Source organism: Agaribacterium sp. ZY112, from assembly GCF_041346925.1.
Taxonomy (GTDB): Bacteria; Pseudomonadota; Gammaproteobacteria; order Pseudomonadales; family Cellvibrionaceae; genus Agaribacterium.
Genome location: NZ_CP166840.1, coordinates 1,982,501 through 2,002,706 on the forward strand (window position 1 = coordinate 1,982,501; position 20,206 = coordinate 2,002,706).

Consider the following 20,206-nt stretch of genomic DNA (forward strand, 5'->3'; position numbering starts at 1 on the left):
GCTGGAGGTATCACAAGTGCGAATGCTGACATGAGTAACGACAAGGGGAGTGAAAAACTCCCCCGCCGGAAGATCAAGGTTTCCTTTCCAACGTTAATCGGGGAAGGGTGAGTCGGCCCCTAAGGCGAGGCAGAGATGCGTAGTCGATGGGAAACAGGTTAATATTCCTGTACCGACTGTAACTGCGATGGAGTGACGGAGAAGGCTAGGCCAGCACGGCGATGGTTGTCCGTGTTTAAGGTAGTAGGCTGGGGATTTAGGCAAATCCGGATCCCTAAGGCCGAGAATTGATGACGAGCCCTCTTTTGGGCGAAGTGGTTGATGCCATGCTTCCAGGAAAAACTTCTAAGCTTCAGGTTACAGTTGACCGTACTGTAAACCGACACAGGTGATCAGGTAGAGAATACCAAGGCGCTTGAGAGAACTCGGGTGAAGGAACTAGGCAAAATGGTACCGTAACTTCGGGAGAAGGTACGCCGGTTTTGGTGATGGCACTTGCTGCTTAAGCTGAGGCCGGTCGAAGTGACCAGGTGGCTGCGACTGTTTATTAAAAACATAGTACTCTGCAAACACGAAAGTGGACGTATAGGGTATGACGCCTGCCCGGTGCCGGAAGGTTAATTGATGGGGTTAGCGTATGCGAAGCTCTTGATCGAAGCCCCGGTAAACGGCGGCCGTAACTATAACGGTCCTAAGGTAGCGAAATTCCTTGTCGGGTAAGTTCCGACCTGCACGAATGGCGTAACGATGGCCACGCTGTCTCCACCCGAGACTCAGTGAAATTGAAATTGCGGTTAAGATGCCGTATACCCGCGGCTAGACGGAAAGACCCCGTGAACCTTTACTACAGCTTTGCACTGAACTTTGAGCCTACTTGTGTAGGATAGCTGGGAGGCTTTGAAGCGTTGTCGCTAGATAATGTGGAGCCACACTTGAAATACCAGCCTGGTATGTTTGAGGTTCTAACTCTGGTCCCTTACCGGGATTGAGGACAGTGTATGGTGGGTAGTTTGACTGGGGCGGTCTCCTCCCAAAGAGTAACGGAGGAGCACGAAGGTTGGCTAAGCATGGTCGGAAATCATGCGGTTAGTGTAATGGCACAAGCCAGCTTGACTGCGAGACTGACAAGTCGAGCAGGTACGAAAGTAGGTCATAGTGATCCGGCGATTCTGTATGGAAGGGTCGTCGCTCAACGGATAAAAGGTACTCCGGGGATAACAGGCTGATACCGCCCAAGAGTTCACATCGACGGCGGTGTTTGGCACCTCGATGTCGGCTCATCACATCCTGGGGCTGAAGCCGGTCCCAAGGGTATGGCTGTTCGCCATTTAAAGTGGTACGCGAGCTGGGTTTAGAACGTCGTGAGACAGTTCGGTCCCTATCTGCCGTGGGCGTTGGAAATTTGAGAAGAGCTGCTCCTAGTACGAGAGGACCGGAGTGGACGAACCCCTGGTGTTCGGGTTGTCATGCCAATGGCATTGCCCGGTAGCTACGTTCGGACGGGATAACCGCTGAAAGCATCTAAGCGGGAAGCCTCCTTCAAGATAAGATTTCCCTGGGGCTTGACCCCCTAAAGGGCCGTTGAAGACTACGACGTTGATAGGTTGGGTGTGGAAGCGCTGTGAGGCGTTGAGCTAACCAATACTAATTGCCCGTGAGGCTTGACCATATAACAGAGATGAATTTGTTATGTTGAAAGACAGACCAAGAAGAATCGTTACAGAGATTTGGTTTGAGTTAGAAGCATTTGTAGAGTAGATATTAACTTTAGAACCACTAAGAATTTGGCAAACTGCGCTGAAGCGAAAGCTTAGCGACGTTGATTGACTCGAGAGAGTTGGCCACCAGTTTTGCCTGACGACCATAGAGCGTTGGTACCACCTGACCCCATTCCGAACTCAGTAGTGAAACGACGTATCGCCGATGGTAGTGTGGGGAGTCCCCATGTGAGAGTAGGTCATCGTCAGGCTCTTATTAAGAAAAAACCCGAGCTAGAAATAGCTCGGGTTTTTTTATGTCTTTTAATCTATGGTACTTTACTTCAGGTGATGAGCTTGAGTTTCTTTGTGATAAGAGCCACCTTTGGTTTTCTTCTTAGTGCAGCCGCCGTAGGGTTGTGTTAATCCTCCGAGGTTTATCAGGCTCTATTCAGTAGTTGTAGTGACTACTTGGGAAGCTTTACTCTGTCTTTATAGTCCGAATTAAGGTGGAACATTGTTGGCGAGCTTAACTACTATTGTTTTTCTCCTGAGCGTATACTTGCTTATCATAATTAAGCTTTTATTTATCCTATGCTTCTTGAACAGAAAATAAGCTTCCAGCCGAAGAAACGTTTCTTGGTATTTATGGCAGCCTGTAGTTCAAAATTATTTCAAAAGGAAAAGCGATATATCGTTTAAAATTGGTATGAATATTTAGGGTGATACTTATTATTACGCTTTTATCAGTTAGGTGTAGTAAAGGTTATTAATTGGGGGCACAATTAAAAGCTTCGTAAAAATCCTCATAATATGCAAGCACATGAAGACGGCGTTCTGCTCAACTGTACTCCTCCTCGTTTTTGTTAAATACACGTAATTATGACTTTTTTGTTGAATATTCTTCGTCCATTTATGAACTCGATTTCACGTAGCCTGCCTACATATTATAATCATAATATTTCGAACAAAGAGAATGGGTTTTCTGGTTACTGTGGCCGCTCCCTCTGCGTGCCCTTAAAGCGACGCATTGGCCTTCGTATCCTCTAAATGTTCTCAAATAGCCTGATATAAATGGTCTGCTGGCATATTATTATGCAAAATAGGCTTAAGTTCGAAGTCATTTACTTAAAGCCCACACGATCTCTTAAGAGTCGGCTTCTGGGGGGGGTTGAGTGAAGGGAAAAACTCTATAGACTGTCAGTTCTTTATGTACCTGTATCTTCTATTCAATGATGACTAACTCCCAGAAAGCTTTACCCGTAATTAAGAGTCTTTGGATTGGTGACAGGCTTGGACGTATTGAAAAACTGGCATATAAATCATTTGTAGCAAATGGCCATACTATGGAGCTATTTGTTTACGATGATGTGAAAAATGTCCCAAAAGGGGTTGTACTTCGTGATGCGAACTTAATTCTGCCCCGGGAAGATATTTTTGAATATAAAGATAAAAAGAGCGTAGTGGGTTTCTCAGACTGGTTTCGTTATAAAATGATTTATAATGAAGGTGGAGTTTGGGTTGATGCCGACATGATTTGCTTGCGTCCTTTTAGTTTTGCTAATGAAGTTGTATTCGGTAGGCAAGAGGATGGGGTTGTTAATAATGCTGTTGTTGGAGCGCCACCAGGACATTCGTTATTTGGCTTTATGGCTAAGCAGGCTGCAAGCCCTAATGATTTTTTACCTTTCGATTCTTTTAGAGTAAAGAGACGTAAACTCAAGAGGCGATTCCTTCAAGGTAACAAACGAGGGAATGTGAAATGGGGAGAGGCCGGCCCTTTAGGCTTAAGCCAGGCTGTCGAGCATTTCAATCTAGGGATTTTGGCTCTACCTGTCAGGGCCTTTTACCCTATTCATCCTGCCCACTGGGAGCAGGTTTTTGATTCAACTTTTTTTGATGTTGAGCGCTTTTTCCCCGACTCTTACGGCATTCATTTATGGAATGAAATGATGAGAAGAAAGCCGGGCTTTAATAAAGAAGGTGATTTTCCAAAAGACTCTCTAATTGAGCTTCTTGCAGAAAAATATGACCTTTAATACTGATAGTTAAAGTCGCAATTATTCGCTTCACTAGAAGCTACGAAGGAGCCTGGTATTTTTAATATTCCAGCGCTTCCTAGTCGTCTTACCGATATGCGGAGCCATCGTTCGCAGCACGCTCTGCTTGTATGCGGTCGTAAATTTCTTTACGGTGTATTGCAACATCACGAGGCGCACCTATGCCTACCTTAACCTGGTTGCCGCGAGTCTCTAAAAGTGTGATTACCACATCATCGCCAACCATTAACACTTCGCCTTTTTACGAGTAAGTACCAACATAATCATTTCCTTTTATTTGTGTCGTTAACTTTCCCAAGTTCTTGTACGGCCTTGTCCTTGGGCGTGTGTATAGATTACGAGTCTTTACTAAGAGGGGCTTTGCTTATTCAGGCAGTTGTTTGTCTTAGTGCGCCAGAGAGGGCTGAGGGCGTGTCGACGATATAGGTGCGAAGTTTGTGATGTGGCCGCTTGCGGGCCACATTAAAGCTTTTAAGCGCTAACGTTAAGGCCATATTCTTTTAATATGGCCAGCACCCAAGTAAGGGATTCGGTAGTTGGGGGCTCTAAGTCACCAAGTGGGTAATCGAGATTCATTTCTTCCCATTTTGTTTTACCCATTCGATGATAAGGTAAAATTTCTACCCTCTGTACATTATTTAGTGGCTTAAGAAACTCGCCAAGTTTATGGATGCTTTCGCCATCATCGGTATAGCCTGGTATTAATACGTGGCGTATCCAGGTGGGTTTATTTATTTTGCACAGATGTTTGGCAAAGCGAAGGGTATTTGCATTGCTTACTTCAACTAAGTCGATATGCTTTTGGTCATCGACTTGTTTAATATCTAAAAGGACGTGATCGGTTACAGCCATTAGTGCGTCAAGTTTTTCACCCCAAAGCTGGTCGCGAACATAGCCGTTTGTATCTAAGCATGTATGAATGCCTAGTTTTTTGAATTGTTTAAATAATAAGGTTAGGAACTCGGCTTGTAATAGTGCCTCACCACCTGAGACGGTTACGCCTCCGTTGGACGCTCTTAAGAAGCTTGCAAAGGGCAGTACTTTCTCGACAATCTCTGCCACGGTATAAAGATCCCCTGAGTGCAGATCCCAGCTATCTCTGTTGTGGCAGTATTTACAGCGAAACTGACACCCTTGCAGGAATACAACCACTCGTAGGCCTGGGCCATCTATAGCTGTGCAGTTCTCGAAGCTGTGGACACGACCAAGCATGTGGTCCTGATCTATGTCGATAATATCAATATCTTGGAAGCTTTTAACCATAGGGTGAAAACTACTTTAATTGCGTTAAATGTTGTACAAATCAGTGGCAAAAAAAAAGGAAGCCCTAAGGCTCCCTTTTTATTGTAGCTCGAGAGAGCCTTAGACGTCACAGCCAGATACACAGCCGTGGAAAGTACGACTGATAACATCTGCTTGCTGCTCTTTAGTGAGTTTGTTGAAGTTCACTGCGTAGCCAGATACACGAATAGTTAGCTGAGGGTATTTCTCAGGGTTTTCCATCGCATCTACTAGCATTTCACGAGCAAAGACGTTTACGTTTACGTGGTGACCTCGAGCGCCAGCATAACCATCTAATAAGCCAACAAGATTGGTTACTTTAGATTGATCGTCACTACCAAGAGCATTAGGTACCATACTCATGGTGTAACTAATACCATCTTGAGCAAACTCAAATGGAATCTTGGCAACGGATAGTAGTGCAGCTAGTGCGCCTTCGGTGTCACGCCCATGCATTGGGTTTGCGCCAGGAGCAAACGGCTCGCCAGCACGTCGGCCGTCAGGCGTGTTACCAGTCTTCTTACCGTAAACTACGTTTGAAGTAATGGTGAGTACACTCTGAGTTGCTTCAGCATCACGATATGTTTTATGGCTTTGAACATGCTCCATAAAGCGTTTAACAATTTCTTGCGCAATGCTATCTACGCGGTCGTCATTGTTACCAAATTTAGGGAAGTCTCCTTCAATTTCGTAATCTTGAGCTAGACCATTTTCGCCAATTACCGGTTTCACCTTGGCGTATTTAATAGCACTTAATGAATCGGCAACGATGCTCAAGCCTGCAATACCACACGCTAAGGTGCGTTTGATGTCACGATCGTGCAGAGCCATTAATGGTGTTTCATATGCGTATTTGTCGTGCATATAGTGGATAGCGTTCAAGGCACTTACATAAACTTTAGCTAACCAAGCCATATACTCATCAAAGCGCTGATATACGGTGTCATAATCGAGTTCGCCAGTGAGTACGTCCATTTTTGGAGCTACTTGTGCGCCGCTCTTTTCATCTACACCGCCGTTGATAGCGTAAAGCATGGTTTTAGCTAGGTTTGCACGTGCACCAAAGAACTGCATTTGTTTACCGATAGGCATCGCACTCACACAACAAGCAATGCCGTAGTCATCGCCAAACTTATCACGCATCAAGTCATCACTTTCGTATTGAATTGATGAGGTGTCGATACTCACTTTGGCGCAGAATTCTTTAAAGCCAAGTGGCATTTGCTCTGACCACAATACAGTTAGGTTTGGCTCTGGAGCAGGCCCTAAGTTGTAAAGAGTTTGTAGAACACGGAAAGAGCTCTTAGTTACCAGTGGGCGACCATCAAGACCAACACCACCAATAGACTCTGTTACCCAGGTTGGGTCACCAGAGAAAAGTTCATCGTATTCAGGGGTGCGCAAGAAGCGAACTAAACGAAGCTTGATAACCAAATCGTCGATCATTTGTTGTGCTTCGTCTTCACTTAAGGCGCCAGCTTCTAGGTCGCGTTGGATAAACACATCTAAGAAGGTGGAAACACGACCAAAGCTCATTGCTGCGCCGTTTTGGCTCTTAACCGCTGCAAGGTAGCCAAAGTAGGTCCACTGAATGGCTTCTTTTGCATTGGCAGCAGGGCCGCTAATATCAAATCCGTAGCTGGCAGCCATCTCTTTGATTTCAGCAAGTGCACGAACTTGCTCACTTAGTTCTTCACGTAAGCGGATGGTATTTTCAGTTAGTTCCCAGCTGTCTGTTTCTGACTTTTCAGCAAGTTTGGCTTTTGTTAGGAAGTCGATGCCGTATAGAGCTACACGACGGTAGTCACCAATAATACGACCACGGCCGTATGCATCTGGAAGTCCAGTAACAATACCGGCTTTACGGCAGCGAAGAATCTCAGGGGTGTAAGCATCAAAAACACCGTTGTTATGAGTCTTGCGATACTTGGTGAAAATCTCAGTAACTTTCGGGTCTAATGGCTTGTTATATGTGTCACAAGAACCTTGAACCATACGGATGCCGCCGTAAGGTACGATAGCACGCTTTAAAGGAGCATTGGTTTGTAAACCGACGATGCTTTCAAGGTCTTTGTTGATGTAACCCGGCTCAAAGGCGGTAACACCTGCAGGGTTAACGGTATCGATATCGAGAGGGCCACCCGCTTCTTGTTCTTTTTTAAGAAGCTCTAGAGTTTCAGCCCACAACTGTTTAGTTGTTTCGGTAGGACCTGCAAGAAACTCAGCAGTACCTTCGTAAACAGTATAGTTGCGCTGGATAAAGTCTCGAACGTCAACGCTGCTCTGCCAAGGGCCTGCGCTGAATCCCTGCCATTGTTGAGGTACGTCAGCTTGGCTGACTTCGGCTTTATCCAAGTTAATATCGGCTTTCTGGTTCATGTATGTCCTACCTTTTAAATACATCCTGCGGCTTCGACCTTGTGGGCCTTTCCGCATACGGATAAGTGTGTGAATAGTTCGCTTAGAGCTAGTCCAGCTATGAGTTCATGGTAGACCTCGTCCGCAACAAAAAATTGATCGAGAACAAATTTTTACTCGGTTTGTTACCGTTAGTATCGATAAAAAAGACCTTGTTACCAAGGTAAGCGTTTTACCTAAATTTACCCTCTTGAAGTTACTGGCAGTATCGAAGTGTTTTCCTCATCGGCAAGCTTTATAATCGCTCTTTTGCTTCACTTGGCAGAGCGCCTTTATGGATTGTCCTTTTGTACACTTGCGTGTTCGCACTGAATTTTCTCTAGTCGACAGTATAGTTCGAGTTAAGAAACTCATTTCTGCGTTAGATCAGCAAAATCAGCCCGCATGTGCGGTGTCTGATCTTCATAACTTCTTTGGTTTAGTAAAGTTTTATAAAGCGGCACAAGGAGCTGGTATTAAGCCTATTTGTGCGGCTGACTTTCATCTTATGCCTGAAGAATATGATACTCGTGTGAATGTACTATCGCTTTATGCGATGGATGAGCAAGGTTATCGCAACATCACTGAGCTCATTTCTCTGTCTTATACAGAAGGGCAGAAGTTGGGTCTGCCCCATATTCGTAAAACTTGGCTTGAAGAAAAAAACGAAGGGGTGATTGCTCTTTCTGGTGCGAAGTTTGGTGATATTGGTCAAGCTATTTTGGTCGGTGATAGCGCTCACGCTCAAGAGTTAGCTCGTGAGTATGCGCGCATTTTCGAAAACCGTTTCTATATTGAATTACAGCGCACTGCCCGAGAAGGCGATGAGCGTTATTTACATGAAGCTTTAGCCTTGGCCGATGAGCTGGGCTTGCCTGTTGTGGCGACCAATGATGTGCGCTTTTTAGAGGAAAGTCAGTTCGAGGTGCACGAAGCTCGAGTATGTATTGGTGAGGGGCGTGCGCTCGACGATCCTCGCCGTGAGCGCCGTTATAGCAATCAACAATATCTTAAGTCGCCAGAGCAGATGTGTGAGCTGTTTGCCGATATCCCTGATGCCCTAGCGAATAGTGTGGAAATCGCTAAAAGATGCAGCTTGGACATACGTTTGGGGGATTATTTTCTACCCGAATTCCCTATTCCCGAAGGGTTAACTGAAGATGAGTTTTTTGCCAAAATCAGTTACGAAGGGCTTGAAGATCGTTTAGTTCGTATTCTTGATAAAAGTGACCCTGACTATGCGGCTAAGAAAAAGGTTTATACCGATCGGCTGCAATTCGAGCTCGATATTATTTGTCAGATGGGGTTCCCAGGTTACTTCCTGATTGTAATGGACTTTATTCAGTGGGCAAAAGATCACGACATACCTGTTGGGCCTGGTCGAGGTTCCGGTGCTGGATCTTTGGTTGCTTATGTCTTGATGATTACCGATCTAGACCCGCTTGAATACGACTTGCTCTTTGAGCGCTTTCTAAACCCAGAGCGTGTATCGATGCCCGATTTCGATATTGATTTCTGCATGGAGAAACGCGATCGTGTCATTGGTTATGTGGCTGATAATTATGGCCGCGAAGCGGTAAGCCAGATTATTACGTTTGGTACGATGGCTGCTAAAGCTGTGGTGCGAGATGTTGCTCGAGCTCAAGGTAAAAGTTACGGCCTAGCCGATAAGCTTTCTAAGGCTATTCCCCCTGATCCCGGCATGACACTGGATAAAGCCTTTGAGCAAGAAGAGCCGCTGCGAGATTTATTAAAGCATGATGGCGATGCCGGTGAAATTTGGGAGATGGCCTTACAGCTTGAGGGTGTTGCTCGAAACGTAGGTAAGCATGCTGGGGGCGTGGTGATTGCTCCTACAAAACTGACGGACTTTGCACCTTTATACTGCGATGAAAGCGGCAGTGGTTTAGTCACCCAATTTGATAAAAACGATGTCGAAGATGCAGGCTTGGTGAAGTTTGACTTCCTTGGTCTAAGAACCTTGACCATTATCGATTGGGCATTGGCGATGATTAACGCTCAACGGGCTAAGCGAGGTGAAGAGGCTGTTGATATTAGCGCGATCGCCTTGGATGATCCGGCAACGTTTACTTTGCTAAACAAAGCAGAAACGACTGCCGTATTCCAGCTGGAGTCGCGTGGTATGAAGGATCTGATCAGTCGACTCCAGCCCGATAACTTAGAAGACATGATTGCTCTGGTGGCCTTGTTCCGCCCTGGGCCACTGCAATCGGGCATGGTTGATGACTTTATCAATCGTAAGCATGGTCGTGCCGAAGTGGCCTACCCCGACTCGAAGTATCAGCATGAGAAATTAAAGCCGATACTTGAGCCCACCTATGGCGTCATTGTTTACCAAGAACAAGTGATGCAGATTGCGCAGGAGCTTGCTGGCTACACCCTCGGTGGTGCAGATATGCTGCGTCGTGCGATGGGTAAAAAGAAGCCCGAAGAAATGGCAAAGCAGCGTTCGACGTTTGCTGAAGGTGCTGCTAGCCAAGGTATCGACCCTGATTTAGCAACCAAGATTTTTGACCTAGTAGAGAAATTCGCAGGTTATGGTTTTAACAAGAGTCACTCTGCCGCTTATGCGCTAGTCAGTTATCAGACTGCTTGGCTAAAAGCGCATTACCCTGCCCACTTTATGGCGGCGACCATGAGCTCCGATATGGATAAGACCGACAAGGTCGTTATCTTTATTGAAGAATGCCGCAATATGAAACTCAACCTATTACCCCCCGATGTCAATCGTGGCGAATTTCAGTTCACAGTTGATGATAATAACAATGTTATTTACGGCCTTGGGGCTATCAAAGGGCTTGGTGAGGGCCCAATTGAAAGCATACTTGAAGCGAGAAATGAAGGTGGGCCATTTAAAGATCTGTTTGATTTTTGTGATCGGGTGGACTTACGCAAGGTGAATAAGCGTGCTCTAGAAGCTTTAGTTCGAAGTGGAGCGGTTGATAATTTGGGCTCTGGTGCGGAGCTCGATTACGATCGGTCTATGATGAGTTCCGCGATACCCGAAGCGGTCAAAGCGGCGGAGCAAAGTGCTGCGAATGCCAATGCCGGAATGATGGATTTATTTGGTGAGGTCGTACCCGGTGCGGATGAACATAGTGACCCTTATGCTGAGTTTACCCGTGTTCGCCCATGGAGTATTAAAGAGCGATTAAACGGTGAGCGCGATACCTTGGGTTTATACCTTACTGGGCATCCGATTGACGAGTATGAAGATGAATTAAAGTACTTTGCTTCTAGTCGTTTGGTTGAGCTTAAGGCGGACAAAGCGAAACAAACAGTTTGCGGTTTGGTCGTAGCGTTTCGTGTGATGAAAACCAAGCGTGGTGACACCATGGCTTTTGTTACTTTGGACGATAGAACCGCACGCTTGGAGGTCGCTATTTTCTCGGATACTTATAATGAAAACCGTGAAAAACTGCAAAAAGATGCTCTACTGGTCATCGAAGGGCAGGTCAGTCGTGACGACTACAATGGCGGTCTTAAAATGCGTGCTGATGCCGTACGTGACTTTGCTGAAGCTCGTCAAAATAGACTGCAAGCGATCGAGGTCCAGCTTTATGCTGAGCAACTAGGACCTAGTTATGCCAAAGAGCTGGGTTCTGCAATACAGGAGTACGCCGGAGAGTGTCCAATACGTATTCGTTACCACCGAGACGATACCAGTATCGAGCTCGATCTAGGAGAGGCTTGGCGGGTGAATACCAGTGATGAATGCATCCATAATTTACGCTCTATTTATGGTGCTAAATCCGTGTCTTTACTCTACCGCTGATATGTGGGCCTTGGCTTTAAGAGCGCTGCTAGGAGTGGTAGACTTACGCCCCAAATTTGAGGGGGTGGCTTTGGCGACCCCGACAGCTCTTTTGAGAGCTAGAGATAGGTAGATAAGGTATGAACCTCGATTATCTAGACTTTGAGCAGCCGATTGCTGAGCTTGAAGGCAAGATTGAAGAATTAAAGCTTGTTGGTGCAGATAACGACATCAACATTGGTGATGAAATTACGCGCTTACAAGATAAGAGCCTCAAACTCACCGAAAATATTTACTCTGACCTTAGTCCGTGGCAGGTCGTGCAAGTGGCTCGCCACCCTCATCGCCCTTATGCTGCGGATTATATCGAGCGTATCTTTGACGACTGGGATGAGCTACACGGTGATCGCCACTTTGGTGATGATCACGCGATCATTGGTGGTATTGGTCGTATAGGTGGCAAGCCCGTCATGGTTATTGGTGAAGAAAAAGGCCGCAGTGTTAAAGATAAGGTTTATCGCAATTTTGGTATGCCAAAGCCGGAAGGTTACCGCAAGGCATTGCGCCTTATGGAAATGGCTGAGCGTTTTAAGTTGCCTGTACTTACTCTAATTGATACTCCGGGAGCTTATCCTGGTATCGATTCTGAAGAGCGTGGCATTAGTGAATCTATCGCTCAAAACCTTGCTGTCATGTCGCGCTTACGTACGCCGATTATCTGTACGGTTATTGGTGAAGGTAGCTCCGGTGGTGCTTTGGCGATTGGTGTTGGTGATCAGCTTAATATGCTGCAGTACTCAACTTATTTTGTCATCTCGCCTGAAGGTTGCGCCAATATTATTTGGAAGACCGTTGAAAAAGCCCCGTTGGCGGCTGAAGCGATGGGGGTAACCTCAACGATTCTAGAAGAACTGGGTATTGTTGATGAGACTATTCCAGAGCCTTTGGGGGGCGCACATCGCGATATAGATGCGATGGCGGCAACGCTAAAAGAGCGTCTTCTTGCTCAAATTGACTCTTTTGAGGGGCAAGATATTGATGAGTTACTTGAAAAGCGTTATCAGCGCTTAATGAGTTATGGTAACGGGCCTGTTTGAGCCTGTTAAAGCCCCTCCTTTAAAGCCGCACATGTTGCGGTTTTTTTATGCCTGTCATTTGCTTCTATTAAGGCTAGCTTAGCGAGAGGGCACATTACTTATAGGAGTCTATACTCAGTGAAGAGCTAAAAGAGAGAGTTTTTTCATGTTTAATCTGAGTGTACGCAGGGCGGTGTTGATTGTTGTGGTCGGGGGCGTTTTTGCAGTTGGTTTTATCTCTGTAGCGAGTTTTCTACAGCTAAATCAAGGTATCAACGACTATGACCAGTTGCTAAGTGAAGAATTACAATCCGCTATTGAGACCGAGCGCTTGGGTTTGGGGTTTAAGACTCAGGTACAAGAGTGGAAAAATGTGCTTTTGCGCGGCCACACTGATAGCGACAGAGAAAAGTATTGGCAGAAGTTTCAAGCTAAACAGAGAGATAACCAAACTTTAGCCGCCTCGCTATTAAAAAGAGACTTACCTGCTGAAGCGAGAGCGAAGATTGAAAGCTTTAAGCAGGAGCACGCTCGTATATTTAGTTTGTACAAACAAGGTTATCAAACGTTTGTGAGATCTGATTTTGATCCGACGGTCGGCGATAGCAGTGTACGGGGGATTGATAGGGGGCCGGCTAAAGATTTGAGTTCTGCTGTTAATCTACTAGAGGAGCTGGTTGCAGAGCATTCAAACGAAATATCAGAGCGCGCCCACAGCACTATAAATAGAGGGATCGCTATTCTAGTTGTCGCGGTACTGCTGGTTTCCGTTTTGTCTTGGCACTTAGTTAGCTCCAAAATAAGTCGGCCTATTTATCGTTTGCGGGGGGCTATCAATCAGATTGCAGCGGGCGACTTTTCAGTCTCACTGCCAGAACCTAGTACGGATGAAATTGGTGATGTGATTCGTGCAGTGGAAGTATTGCAAAATAAGTTACTCAATTCGACAGAAAACCTGTTATCAACGATGCAGGTGCTTGAAAGTGCTGACTTTAAACTGGCTGGTGCAACTGAAAAGATCCAGGGAGCTACGCATGAACAATATCAACGTACAGATATGGTCGCATCGGCGATGACAGAGATGTCAGCAAGCTCTCGAGAAATTGCGGACCAAGCACAGGAAGCTGCTGCAGCCTCTAATGAAGCCGATCAAGCAGCCACAGAAGGTGAGCGTACGATGGCGCGAGCCATCGATACCATATCCCATATGAAGGAGCACATTAGTTCGACTACGGATGTGATTCGCAGTTTAGAGCAAAGTACAACTCAGGTTGGCACAGTGCTGGATGTCATCGGTGGTATTGCTGAGCAAACCAACCTACTTGCTTTGAATGCGGCGATTGAGGCCGCCCGCGCAGGAGAGCAAGGGCGAGGTTTTGCAGTTGTTGCCGATGAGGTAAGGACCTTAGCTCAGCGCACGCAAGAGAGTACGGCCGAGATTAACCAGATCATTGAGACGGTGCAAGGTGGTGTGACTGAGGCGGTTAAGGCGATTGAGACAGGCCAAGGACAGTCGGAAGAGAGCATGGCTACTGTCAGTGCGACAGGGGAGTCTCTCACGGCTATTCGAGCGGCAATTGATCGTATAAGTAGTGTCAATCAGTTTATAGCCGGCTCTGTGCAAGAGCAGAGTACAGTCAGTGAAGATATCACAGAGAAAATTACCGAAATAGCAGGCATAGCTAACGATAGCGCTGACCAAGCTGCTGCTGTGCAGGCTGCTGCGGATGATGTACGTTCAACTCGAGAACAGCTGGAGCGAGTGGTTAACGAAATTCGTCATGCTTAAATAGGCTGTCTTGCCTGCTGTGAGCCACGTATAATACTGCGCTCACAACAGGTAAGTACATGGCTGAACAACATTCATCTCCCCCTTCATCTTCGCAAAATAAGGCTCACTTAGAGCAGCTTGCGCAGTGTCGACGCTATTTAAGCGAATTAGATCATTTAAGCCGTTCAAAGTTGGGTGCTCAACTGAACGCTATTGAGCGTCGTTTAAAACAAAATCAGCCCGTTGATAAAAACCTGTTACAGGTCGAAGACTCGATTTTAAAAGCACAAGAGAGGCAACTGCAAAAGCAGCAAGCTCGGCCTAAGTTTATCGAGTTTCCGGACGTGCTGCCTGTTGTCATGCGCAAAGAGGAAATTAGTGAAGCAATAGATAATAACCAAGTCGTGGTTATTGCCGGTGAAACAGGCTCCGGAAAGACCACCCAATTACCCAAGTTATGTCTCGAGCTAGGCTTGGGTTTAAAAGGCTTAATTGGCCATACGCAGCCACGTCGTATTGCCGCAAGAACCGTTGCAGCGAGAATTGCTGAAGAGTTAAAACAAGAGTTGGGTAGTTTAGTCGCTTATCAAGTTCGCTTTTCCGATAATAGCACTGCCAATACTGCTATTAAGCTTATGACCGACGGTATTTTACTGGCGGAAATCCAGAACGATCCATTGCTCTTGCGTTATGACGTAATCATTATTGATGAGGCGCATGAACGCAGTTTAAATATTGATTTTTTATTAGGCTATTTAAAACAGCTTTTACCTAAGCGCCCTGATCTTAAGCTTATTGTTACTTCTGCGACGATTGACGTGCAGCGTTTCTCTAAGCACTTTAATAAAGCTCCGGTTATTGAGGTCAGCGGTCGTACTTACCCAGTGGAACTGCGTTATCGGCCTTGGCAAGATGAAGCGGAAGAGTTGGCTGAAGCCCTTGTTTCATGCACTGAAGAAATTCTACAAGAGAGCCGTGGTCAAGGCGGCGATATACTGGTCTTTTTAAGTGGTGAACGTGATATTCGTGAAGTTTCTCTCGCTTTAAAACGTGCCAATTTAGCCGGTTTAGAAGTCTTGCCTCTTTACGCGCGTTTGAGTCTTGCTGAACAAAATAAAGTTTTTGGCTCTCACAAAGGCAGGCGTATTATTTTAGCGACCAATGTCGCAGAGACATCGTTAACTGTGCCCGGAATTCGTTATGTCATTGATACCGGTACGGCACGAATCAGCCGCTACAGTTTAAAAACAAAAGTACAGCGCCTGCCTATAGAGGCGATTTCTCAAGCGAGTGCCAATCAGCGCTCTGGGCGCTGTGGTCGTGTCAGTAATGGTATTTGTTACCGCCTTTATTCAGAAGAAGATTTTTTAAGTAGGCCAGAATTTACTGATCCTGAAATTCTACGCACTAATTTAGCCGCCGTAGTTTTGCAAATGCTGCATTTGCGTATGGGGAAGGTAGAAGATTTCCCCTTTGTCGATAAACCTGATGGGCGGCTGATTAAAGATGGTTATAAATTATTAGAAGAATTACAGGCGGTTGATAAAAAAGGCCACATGACCAAAGTCGGTCGGCAGTTTAATAGACTGTCTTTGGATCCTCGCTTTGCTCGTATGATCTTGGCTGCTCATAGTCAGGGCTGCTTAAACGAGGTGTTGATCATTGTTACTGCGCTTACGATTCAAGATCCTAGAGATCGTCCTGCTGATAAACAACAAGCTGCTGATGAAAAACATAGGCGTTTCTGGCAAGAGGGGAGCGATTTTCTTGCTTATGTGAATCTGTGGAATTACATTGAACTTCAGCGTCAAGAACTTAGCCAAAATCAGTTAAGGCGTTTATGTAAAAAAGAGTTTTTAAATTTTTTGCGCCTTAAAGAATGGCGTGAGCTCCACTATCAAATTAAATTACAGTGTAAGGAGCTTGGCTTTAAATTAAATCAAGAGCCAGCATCAGATGCCGCTGTGCATCAAGCGATATTAACTGGTTTATTATCTAATGTCGGTGCGAGAAACTTAGAGGAAAGTGAGCGTGATTATTTGGGTTCCCGCTCACGTAAATTTCATATTTTTCCAGGTTCTAGCTTAAGAAAGAAAAAGTTACCGTGGTTGATGGCGGCTGACTTTATTGAAACGTCCCAGCTCTATGCTCATTGCGTTGCGAAAATTGACCCTGCATGGGTTATTCATGCCGCCTCTCACTTGGTTAATAAGCAGTATTCTGAACCTCACTATGATGTAAAAAGCGGTTCTGTAAAAGCCTATATGAAAGTCAGCTTATGGGGCTTGGTATTGGCGGAAAAGAAGCGAGTTGATTACAGTCAAATTGATGCTAAGGCTTGTAGAGAAGTTTTTATACGCAGTGCCTTAGTTGAGGGGCGCTATCGTGGTAAGGGACTGTTCTTTAAAGAAAATCAAAAATTAATTAGTTCTATTTCAGAATTAGAAGCTAAATCACGTCGACGCGATATATTGGTTGATGATGAGCAGGTCTTTGAGTTTTATGAGGCTCGAATACCTGAAAAAGTCATCAATCTTCGCGGCTTTGAACATTGGCGTAAAGCTGCAGAAAAAGAGCAGGCTAAATTGCTTTTTCTTAAGCAAGAACAGTTGATGTTGCATTCTGCCGATGCCATTAGTGAGGAGCAGTTTCCCGCTTCGATTTTAAATGCAGGCTTGAGCCTACCTGTGCGTTATGAGTTTGAGCCTAGTCGCCAAAATGACGGCTTAAATGTGATGACGCCTGTTGATTTGTTGCATCAGCTGGATGTCTTTGAACTTGAGTGGCTTGTCCCTGGTATGCTTAAAGACAAGTGTGTCGCTCTTGTTAAAAGTTTACCTAAACAGCTGCGTAAGCACTTTGTACCAGTCCCCTCGTTTGTGGAACGAGCATTAGCAAGGATGACACCCGGTACGGGTTCTTTAACGGATGCGCTGGCAGAGCAGTTACAGTATCTCAGCCGAGTCGATCTAAGTGATGCTCATTGGGATACAGAGCAAATCGACAGTTTCTATAAGGCAAATATCGTTGTTGTTGATGAAAACAATAAAGTTATCGATCAAAGTCGAAACTTAGAGGATTTACGCAAGCGTTATAAAGCTAAGGTCGAGCTGTCGCTACAGGACATCGGTAGCGACATAGAAAGAAAAGATTTGCAGGCATGGGACTTTGATTCACTTGGGAAGAGCTGCTCATTGAAGCGGGGTTCTATTCAGGTTAAAGCTTACCCTGCGTTATTGTGTGAGCCTAAATCTCGTAAGGTAGATATCAAATTATTTGATAACCCTCTTGAGGCCGAAGCTGCCCACGCACGTGGTATTTGTCAGTTGGCTCTTAATGAATTGGCAGAAACAGCTAAATATGCGCGTAAGAATCTGCTTAAAGGAAAAGACATAGGTTTAGCCTTAGTCGATCTTGGTTCAAGGGAGCAAGTTGCAGATGATATTTTACTCGCTTCTGTTCGGCGAGCTTGCTTTGATGGTGAGCTCGATGTTCGAGAAAAGGCACAATTTTTCTCCAGCATCGAGCAAGGACGAAGTCAGGTAGTTGAGTTGAGCGAGGAGTATGAGGCATTATTGCTCGAGAGTTTGAAATCGGTTTTGGACATCCGAAAGCAGCTTAAGGCCAGTAAGAATGCTTTAGCTTTAGCTTTTGTTTTTTCAGATGTTCAGCACCAGCTAACACAACTTATGTATCCTGGCTTTTTGTTTGATAGCCCATGGTCTTGGCTTAAGCACTTGCCGCGTTACTTAAAAGCATTGAGCTTGCGCTTAGAAAAGGCCGCGCAAAAGATGACCACGGATCGGGCTGCAATGTATCAGGTTCAGGCTTTGTGGCAGCAGCATGAGGATAGATTGAAGCGCGAGGGGCAGGCGGCGTATTTTAAAAACTCGGCATGGCAAGATTATCGCTGGATGTTAGAGGAATTACGTGTATCTCTTTTTGCGCAAAATTTAAAAACGGCGGTTGCCGTTTCAGAAAAGCGTTTAAAAAAACAATGGCAAGAGAGTCTTTAGGCAAAGGGTTTGATATCTTGAATATAGTGCGGTTGGTCCTTATTTGCTGGAGTATGGTAATGCTCAGTGCCTGTGCAAGCCACTCAGGTTCTGATGAGCAGAGCAAGCAAGTGGATCCGTGGGAGGGGGTTAATCGCAAGGTATTTGCTTTTAACATGGGGCTTGATAAGTGGTTGTTTCGCCCAGTGGCTAAAACTTACGACTTTATTACCCCGGCACCTATTCAAACAGGTATTGGTAACTTTTTTAGTAATATTGGTGAGGTGGGCAATGTTGCCAATGACGTGATGCAGTTGAAGTGGAAGCAAGCAGGTAACGATAGTTTGCGCTTTGCTGTGAACTCAACCGTTGGTTTGTTGGGGGTGCTTGACGTTGCCTCGCGTGTGGGGCTAGAAGAAAACGAAGGTGAAGATGTTGGTCAGACCCTTGCTCACTGGGGGGTGGCTCAAGGTCCTTACGTTGTGCTTCCTTTTTTGGGGCCTAGTACTGTGCGAGAGGGCTTGGCTTTACCCGTTGATTTTTATGTCTTAGACCCCGTGGCTTATATTGATCGGCAAGCGGTACTAAATACCATGGTAGGTACGCGCTTGGTCCATAATCGAGCCGGTCTATTTGATATTGAAGAGCTAGCCTCTGGGGATTTGTACGTGTTTATGCGTGATGCCTATTTGCAGCGCAGAGAATACCTCGAAAATGATGGCGAAGTTGCTCTAGATTATGAGGACGAATTTGGTGATGAGGACTTTTAGCTAAGAAGCTTTGCCACATTTTATGACGGCTTATTAATCGTTAAGAGCGTTTGTCTATTGTCGCTCTTAACGGTCACTAGGGGCCATTCTCAATGGCTTTAGCCCTGCACCTAGAACCAAGTTACTAGTGAACTAGTAACTTAAGAATGCAGTGTTTTACCTGCTTGCAGGTCTAATCCAAAACGGTATCTATTTTTAAGCCAAGCAGGCAGCTGAGTTGTTCAGAGCTGGGTTTAGAAATAATACGGCTGACGTGGGTATGTGCTCTTAGTATCGGTGAATGGCCGTGATCGGAGCTGATAATAACTTCTAAAGACGTGCCAACGGGTAGGGTTGTTTCCGTTTCGACTAAAAGCCCGCCCCCACTTAAGTCTTTACATATGCCCATCTGCGGAGCTTGCCCATCATCGAAGATTAGTTTGATTGGGCTATCTATCTTCATGCGAATAAAGCCGCGCTTTTCATGGTAACTCTGATTACTTGCACTCATTGTGAATCCTTTTGAAGTGAATGTAACGGAGTGACCACAGCAGTCTAAATGTTGCCGTGGCTGTATATAAGTTGTTCGATCATGCCTACCGTAACGTAAATTTGACTCTTTGTGTAGCTTGAAAGCCGAGTTTAATGGGAGTACTGTTGCCCCGTTTTTATTTGTTGCTGCATTTCTCATTTACAGTGCTGATTGTGTGAATACAAGTAACGGCTTTGATGCTGACAATAATTAAAGCTATGGCTGCTCTGTTTGACCATAGCCTCAGGGATGTTGAGCTATTGAGCTCACCTAAAGTGATCGTGTGTACCGCTAATGTGGGGTACTTGGGTGTGGTAGTAGAATGATAAATAATGGTGAGATTAAGGTCGCGGATAAGGACGGAGTCTTTATCATCAAAATGACCGGTGATGTACGGCTCACGCTAAGCCTTTCTTTGGATGATTTTTTAGAAGAAATGTTTACCAGTGAGGGCTTTAGCTCGGTTATTTTTGATCTGAGTGAGGCTGAAGCCATCGATAGTACAACCTTGGGCCTGATGGCGAAGGTATCGCTCAAAGGGCGAGCTTTGCATCATATGGACCCTATTGTCATCACTCGAAACCCGATGATTATTCGTTTATTGGATTCAATGGGTTTTTCGGAAATACTTCAGATTGTTGAGTCTGCTCAGATAGGGCACGATGACTTCCAAGTCTTGCACAGCCCCGATTTAGCCTTTGATGAAGAAGTGGTGCGGCAGAAAGTACTTGAAGCACATAAAAGCTTGGTTGAATTAAACGATGACAATAAAGAAGTGTTTAAAGAGCTTATACAGTCTCTAGAAAGCCCTAAATAAACTGTAGATAGTAAAAAGCCGCCTAGTAATAAAGGTGACTTTGTGATCAATGCGTA

At 45.4% G+C, this 20,206-nt stretch carries 11 protein-coding genes and 2 rRNA genes (1 of these 13 only partly in view); 9 read left to right on the forward strand and 4 right to left on the reverse strand.

Features of this window, described 5'->3' with window-relative positions:
* The 3 genes from AB1S55_RS08695 to AB1S55_RS08705 form a co-directional block, all read left to right on the forward strand.
* Positions 1 to 1,669 (forward strand): 23S ribosomal RNA (locus AB1S55_RS08695) (it extends 1,204 nt beyond the left edge of the window).
* A 184-nt stretch (positions 1,670 to 1,853) separates the two neighbouring features.
* Positions 1,854 to 1,969, forward strand: a 5S ribosomal RNA gene (rrf, locus tag AB1S55_RS08700).
* A gap of 960 nt (positions 1,970 to 2,929) precedes the next feature.
* Positions 2,930 to 3,736, forward strand: a complete 807-nt coding sequence (locus AB1S55_RS08705) for a glycosyltransferase (RefSeq protein ID WP_370981416.1) — start codon at positions 2,930 to 2,932, stop codon at positions 3,734 to 3,736.
* 88 nt (positions 3,737 to 3,824) lie between these two features.
* Here AB1S55_RS08705 and AB1S55_RS08710 read toward each other — a convergent pair whose 3' ends face one another.
* The 3 genes from AB1S55_RS08710 to pflB form a co-directional block, all read right to left on the reverse strand.
* Positions 3,825 to 3,983, reverse strand: a complete 159-nt coding sequence (locus tag AB1S55_RS08710) for a carbon storage regulator (protein ID WP_370981417.1) — start codon at positions 3,981 to 3,983, stop codon at positions 3,825 to 3,827.
* Positions 3,984 to 4,228: 245 nt separating this feature from the next.
* A complete protein-coding gene (pflA, locus tag AB1S55_RS08715; protein WP_370981418.1) occupies positions 4,229 to 5,020 on the reverse strand; it encodes a pyruvate formate-lyase-activating protein in 792 nt (263 codons plus the stop codon).
* A gap of 99 nt (positions 5,021 to 5,119) precedes the next feature.
* A complete protein-coding gene (gene pflB, locus AB1S55_RS08720; protein WP_370981419.1) occupies positions 5,120 to 7,417 on the reverse strand; it encodes a formate C-acetyltransferase in 2,298 nt (765 codons plus the stop codon).
* Positions 7,418 to 7,730: 313 nt separating this feature from the next.
* Here pflB and dnaE point away from each other — a divergent pair, with 313 nt between their 5' ends.
* The 5 genes from dnaE to AB1S55_RS08745 all read left to right on the forward strand — a co-directional run bounded on the left by dnaE (position 7,731) and on the right by AB1S55_RS08745 (position 18,822).
* Complete coding sequence (gene dnaE / locus AB1S55_RS08725) at positions 7,731 to 11,231, forward strand: DNA polymerase III subunit alpha (protein WP_370981420.1); 3,501 nt, start codon at positions 7,731 to 7,733, stop codon at positions 11,229 to 11,231.
* Positions 11,232 to 11,350: 119 nt separating this feature from the next.
* A complete protein-coding gene (gene accA / locus AB1S55_RS08730) occupies positions 11,351 to 12,307 on the forward strand; it encodes an acetyl-CoA carboxylase carboxyl transferase subunit alpha (protein WP_370981421.1) in 957 nt (318 codons plus the stop codon).
* A 145-nt stretch (positions 12,308 to 12,452) separates the two neighbouring features.
* The gene (locus tag AB1S55_RS08735; protein WP_370981422.1) at positions 12,453 to 14,075 is read left to right on the forward strand and encodes a methyl-accepting chemotaxis protein; all 1,623 of its coding nucleotides are present in this window, start codon (positions 12,453 to 12,455) and stop codon (positions 14,073 to 14,075) included.
* A 59-nt stretch (positions 14,076 to 14,134) separates the two neighbouring features.
* The gene (hrpA, locus tag AB1S55_RS08740) at positions 14,135 to 18,073 is read left to right on the forward strand and encodes an ATP-dependent RNA helicase HrpA (protein ID WP_370981424.1); all 3,939 of its coding nucleotides are present in this window, start codon (positions 14,135 to 14,137) and stop codon (positions 18,071 to 18,073) included.
* Positions 18,074 to 18,132: 59 nt separating this feature from the next.
* Entirely contained in the window at positions 18,133 to 18,822 is a 690-nt protein-coding gene (locus AB1S55_RS08745) for a VacJ family lipoprotein (RefSeq protein ID WP_370981425.1), read from the forward strand.
* Between the two features lie 172 nt (positions 18,823 to 18,994).
* On the opposite strand, the gene AB1S55_RS08750 is transcribed toward AB1S55_RS08745, so the two are convergent.
* Entirely contained in the window at positions 18,995 to 19,312 is a 318-nt protein-coding gene (locus tag AB1S55_RS08750) for a PilZ domain-containing protein (protein WP_370981426.1), read from the reverse strand.
* Positions 19,313 to 19,655: 343 nt separating this feature from the next.
* On the opposite strand from AB1S55_RS08750, the gene AB1S55_RS08755 reads away from it, so the two are divergent.
* Positions 19,656 to 20,150 carry an STAS domain-containing protein gene (locus AB1S55_RS08755; protein ID WP_370981427.1) on the forward strand — a complete coding sequence of 165 codons (495 nt, stop codon included), beginning with the start codon at positions 19,656 to 19,658 and terminating at the stop codon, positions 20,148 to 20,150.
* The last annotated feature ends 56 nt before the right edge of the window (positions 20,151 to 20,206 follow it).

Excerpts from the sequence above, each read along its gene's own strand:
- hrpA (WP_370981424.1), top strand. The coding sequence starts at position 14,135 with ATGGCTGAACAACATTCATCTCCCCCTTCATCTTCGCAAAATAAGGCT.
- AB1S55_RS08750 (WP_370981426.1), bottom strand. The coding sequence starts at position 19,312 with ATGAGTGCAAGTAATCAGAGTTACCATGAAAAGCGCGGCTTTATTCGC.
- AB1S55_RS08755 (WP_370981427.1), top strand. The coding sequence starts at position 19,656 with ATGATAAATAATGGTGAGATTAAGGTCGCGGATAAGGACGGAGTCTTT.
- AB1S55_RS08705 (WP_370981416.1), top strand. The coding sequence starts at position 2,930 with ATGATGACTAACTCCCAGAAAGCTTTACCCGTAATTAAGAGTCTTTGG.
- AB1S55_RS08710 (WP_370981417.1), bottom strand. The coding sequence starts at position 3,983 with ATGGTTGGCGATGATGTGGTAATCACACTTTTAGAGACTCGCGGCAAC.
- accA (WP_370981421.1), top strand. The coding sequence starts at position 11,351 with ATGAACCTCGATTATCTAGACTTTGAGCAGCCGATTGCTGAGCTTGAA.
- dnaE (WP_370981420.1), top strand. The coding sequence starts at position 7,731 with ATGGATTGTCCTTTTGTACACTTGCGTGTTCGCACTGAATTTTCTCTA.
- AB1S55_RS08745 (WP_370981425.1), top strand. The coding sequence starts at position 18,133 with ATGCTCAGTGCCTGTGCAAGCCACTCAGGTTCTGATGAGCAGAGCAAG.
- pflA (WP_370981418.1), bottom strand. The coding sequence starts at position 5,020 with ATGGTTAAAAGCTTCCAAGATATTGATATTATCGACATAGATCAGGAC.
- AB1S55_RS08735 (WP_370981422.1), top strand. The coding sequence starts at position 12,453 with ATGTTTAATCTGAGTGTACGCAGGGCGGTGTTGATTGTTGTGGTCGGG.
- pflB (WP_370981419.1), bottom strand. The coding sequence starts at position 7,417 with ATGAACCAGAAAGCCGATATTAACTTGGATAAAGCCGAAGTCAGCCAA.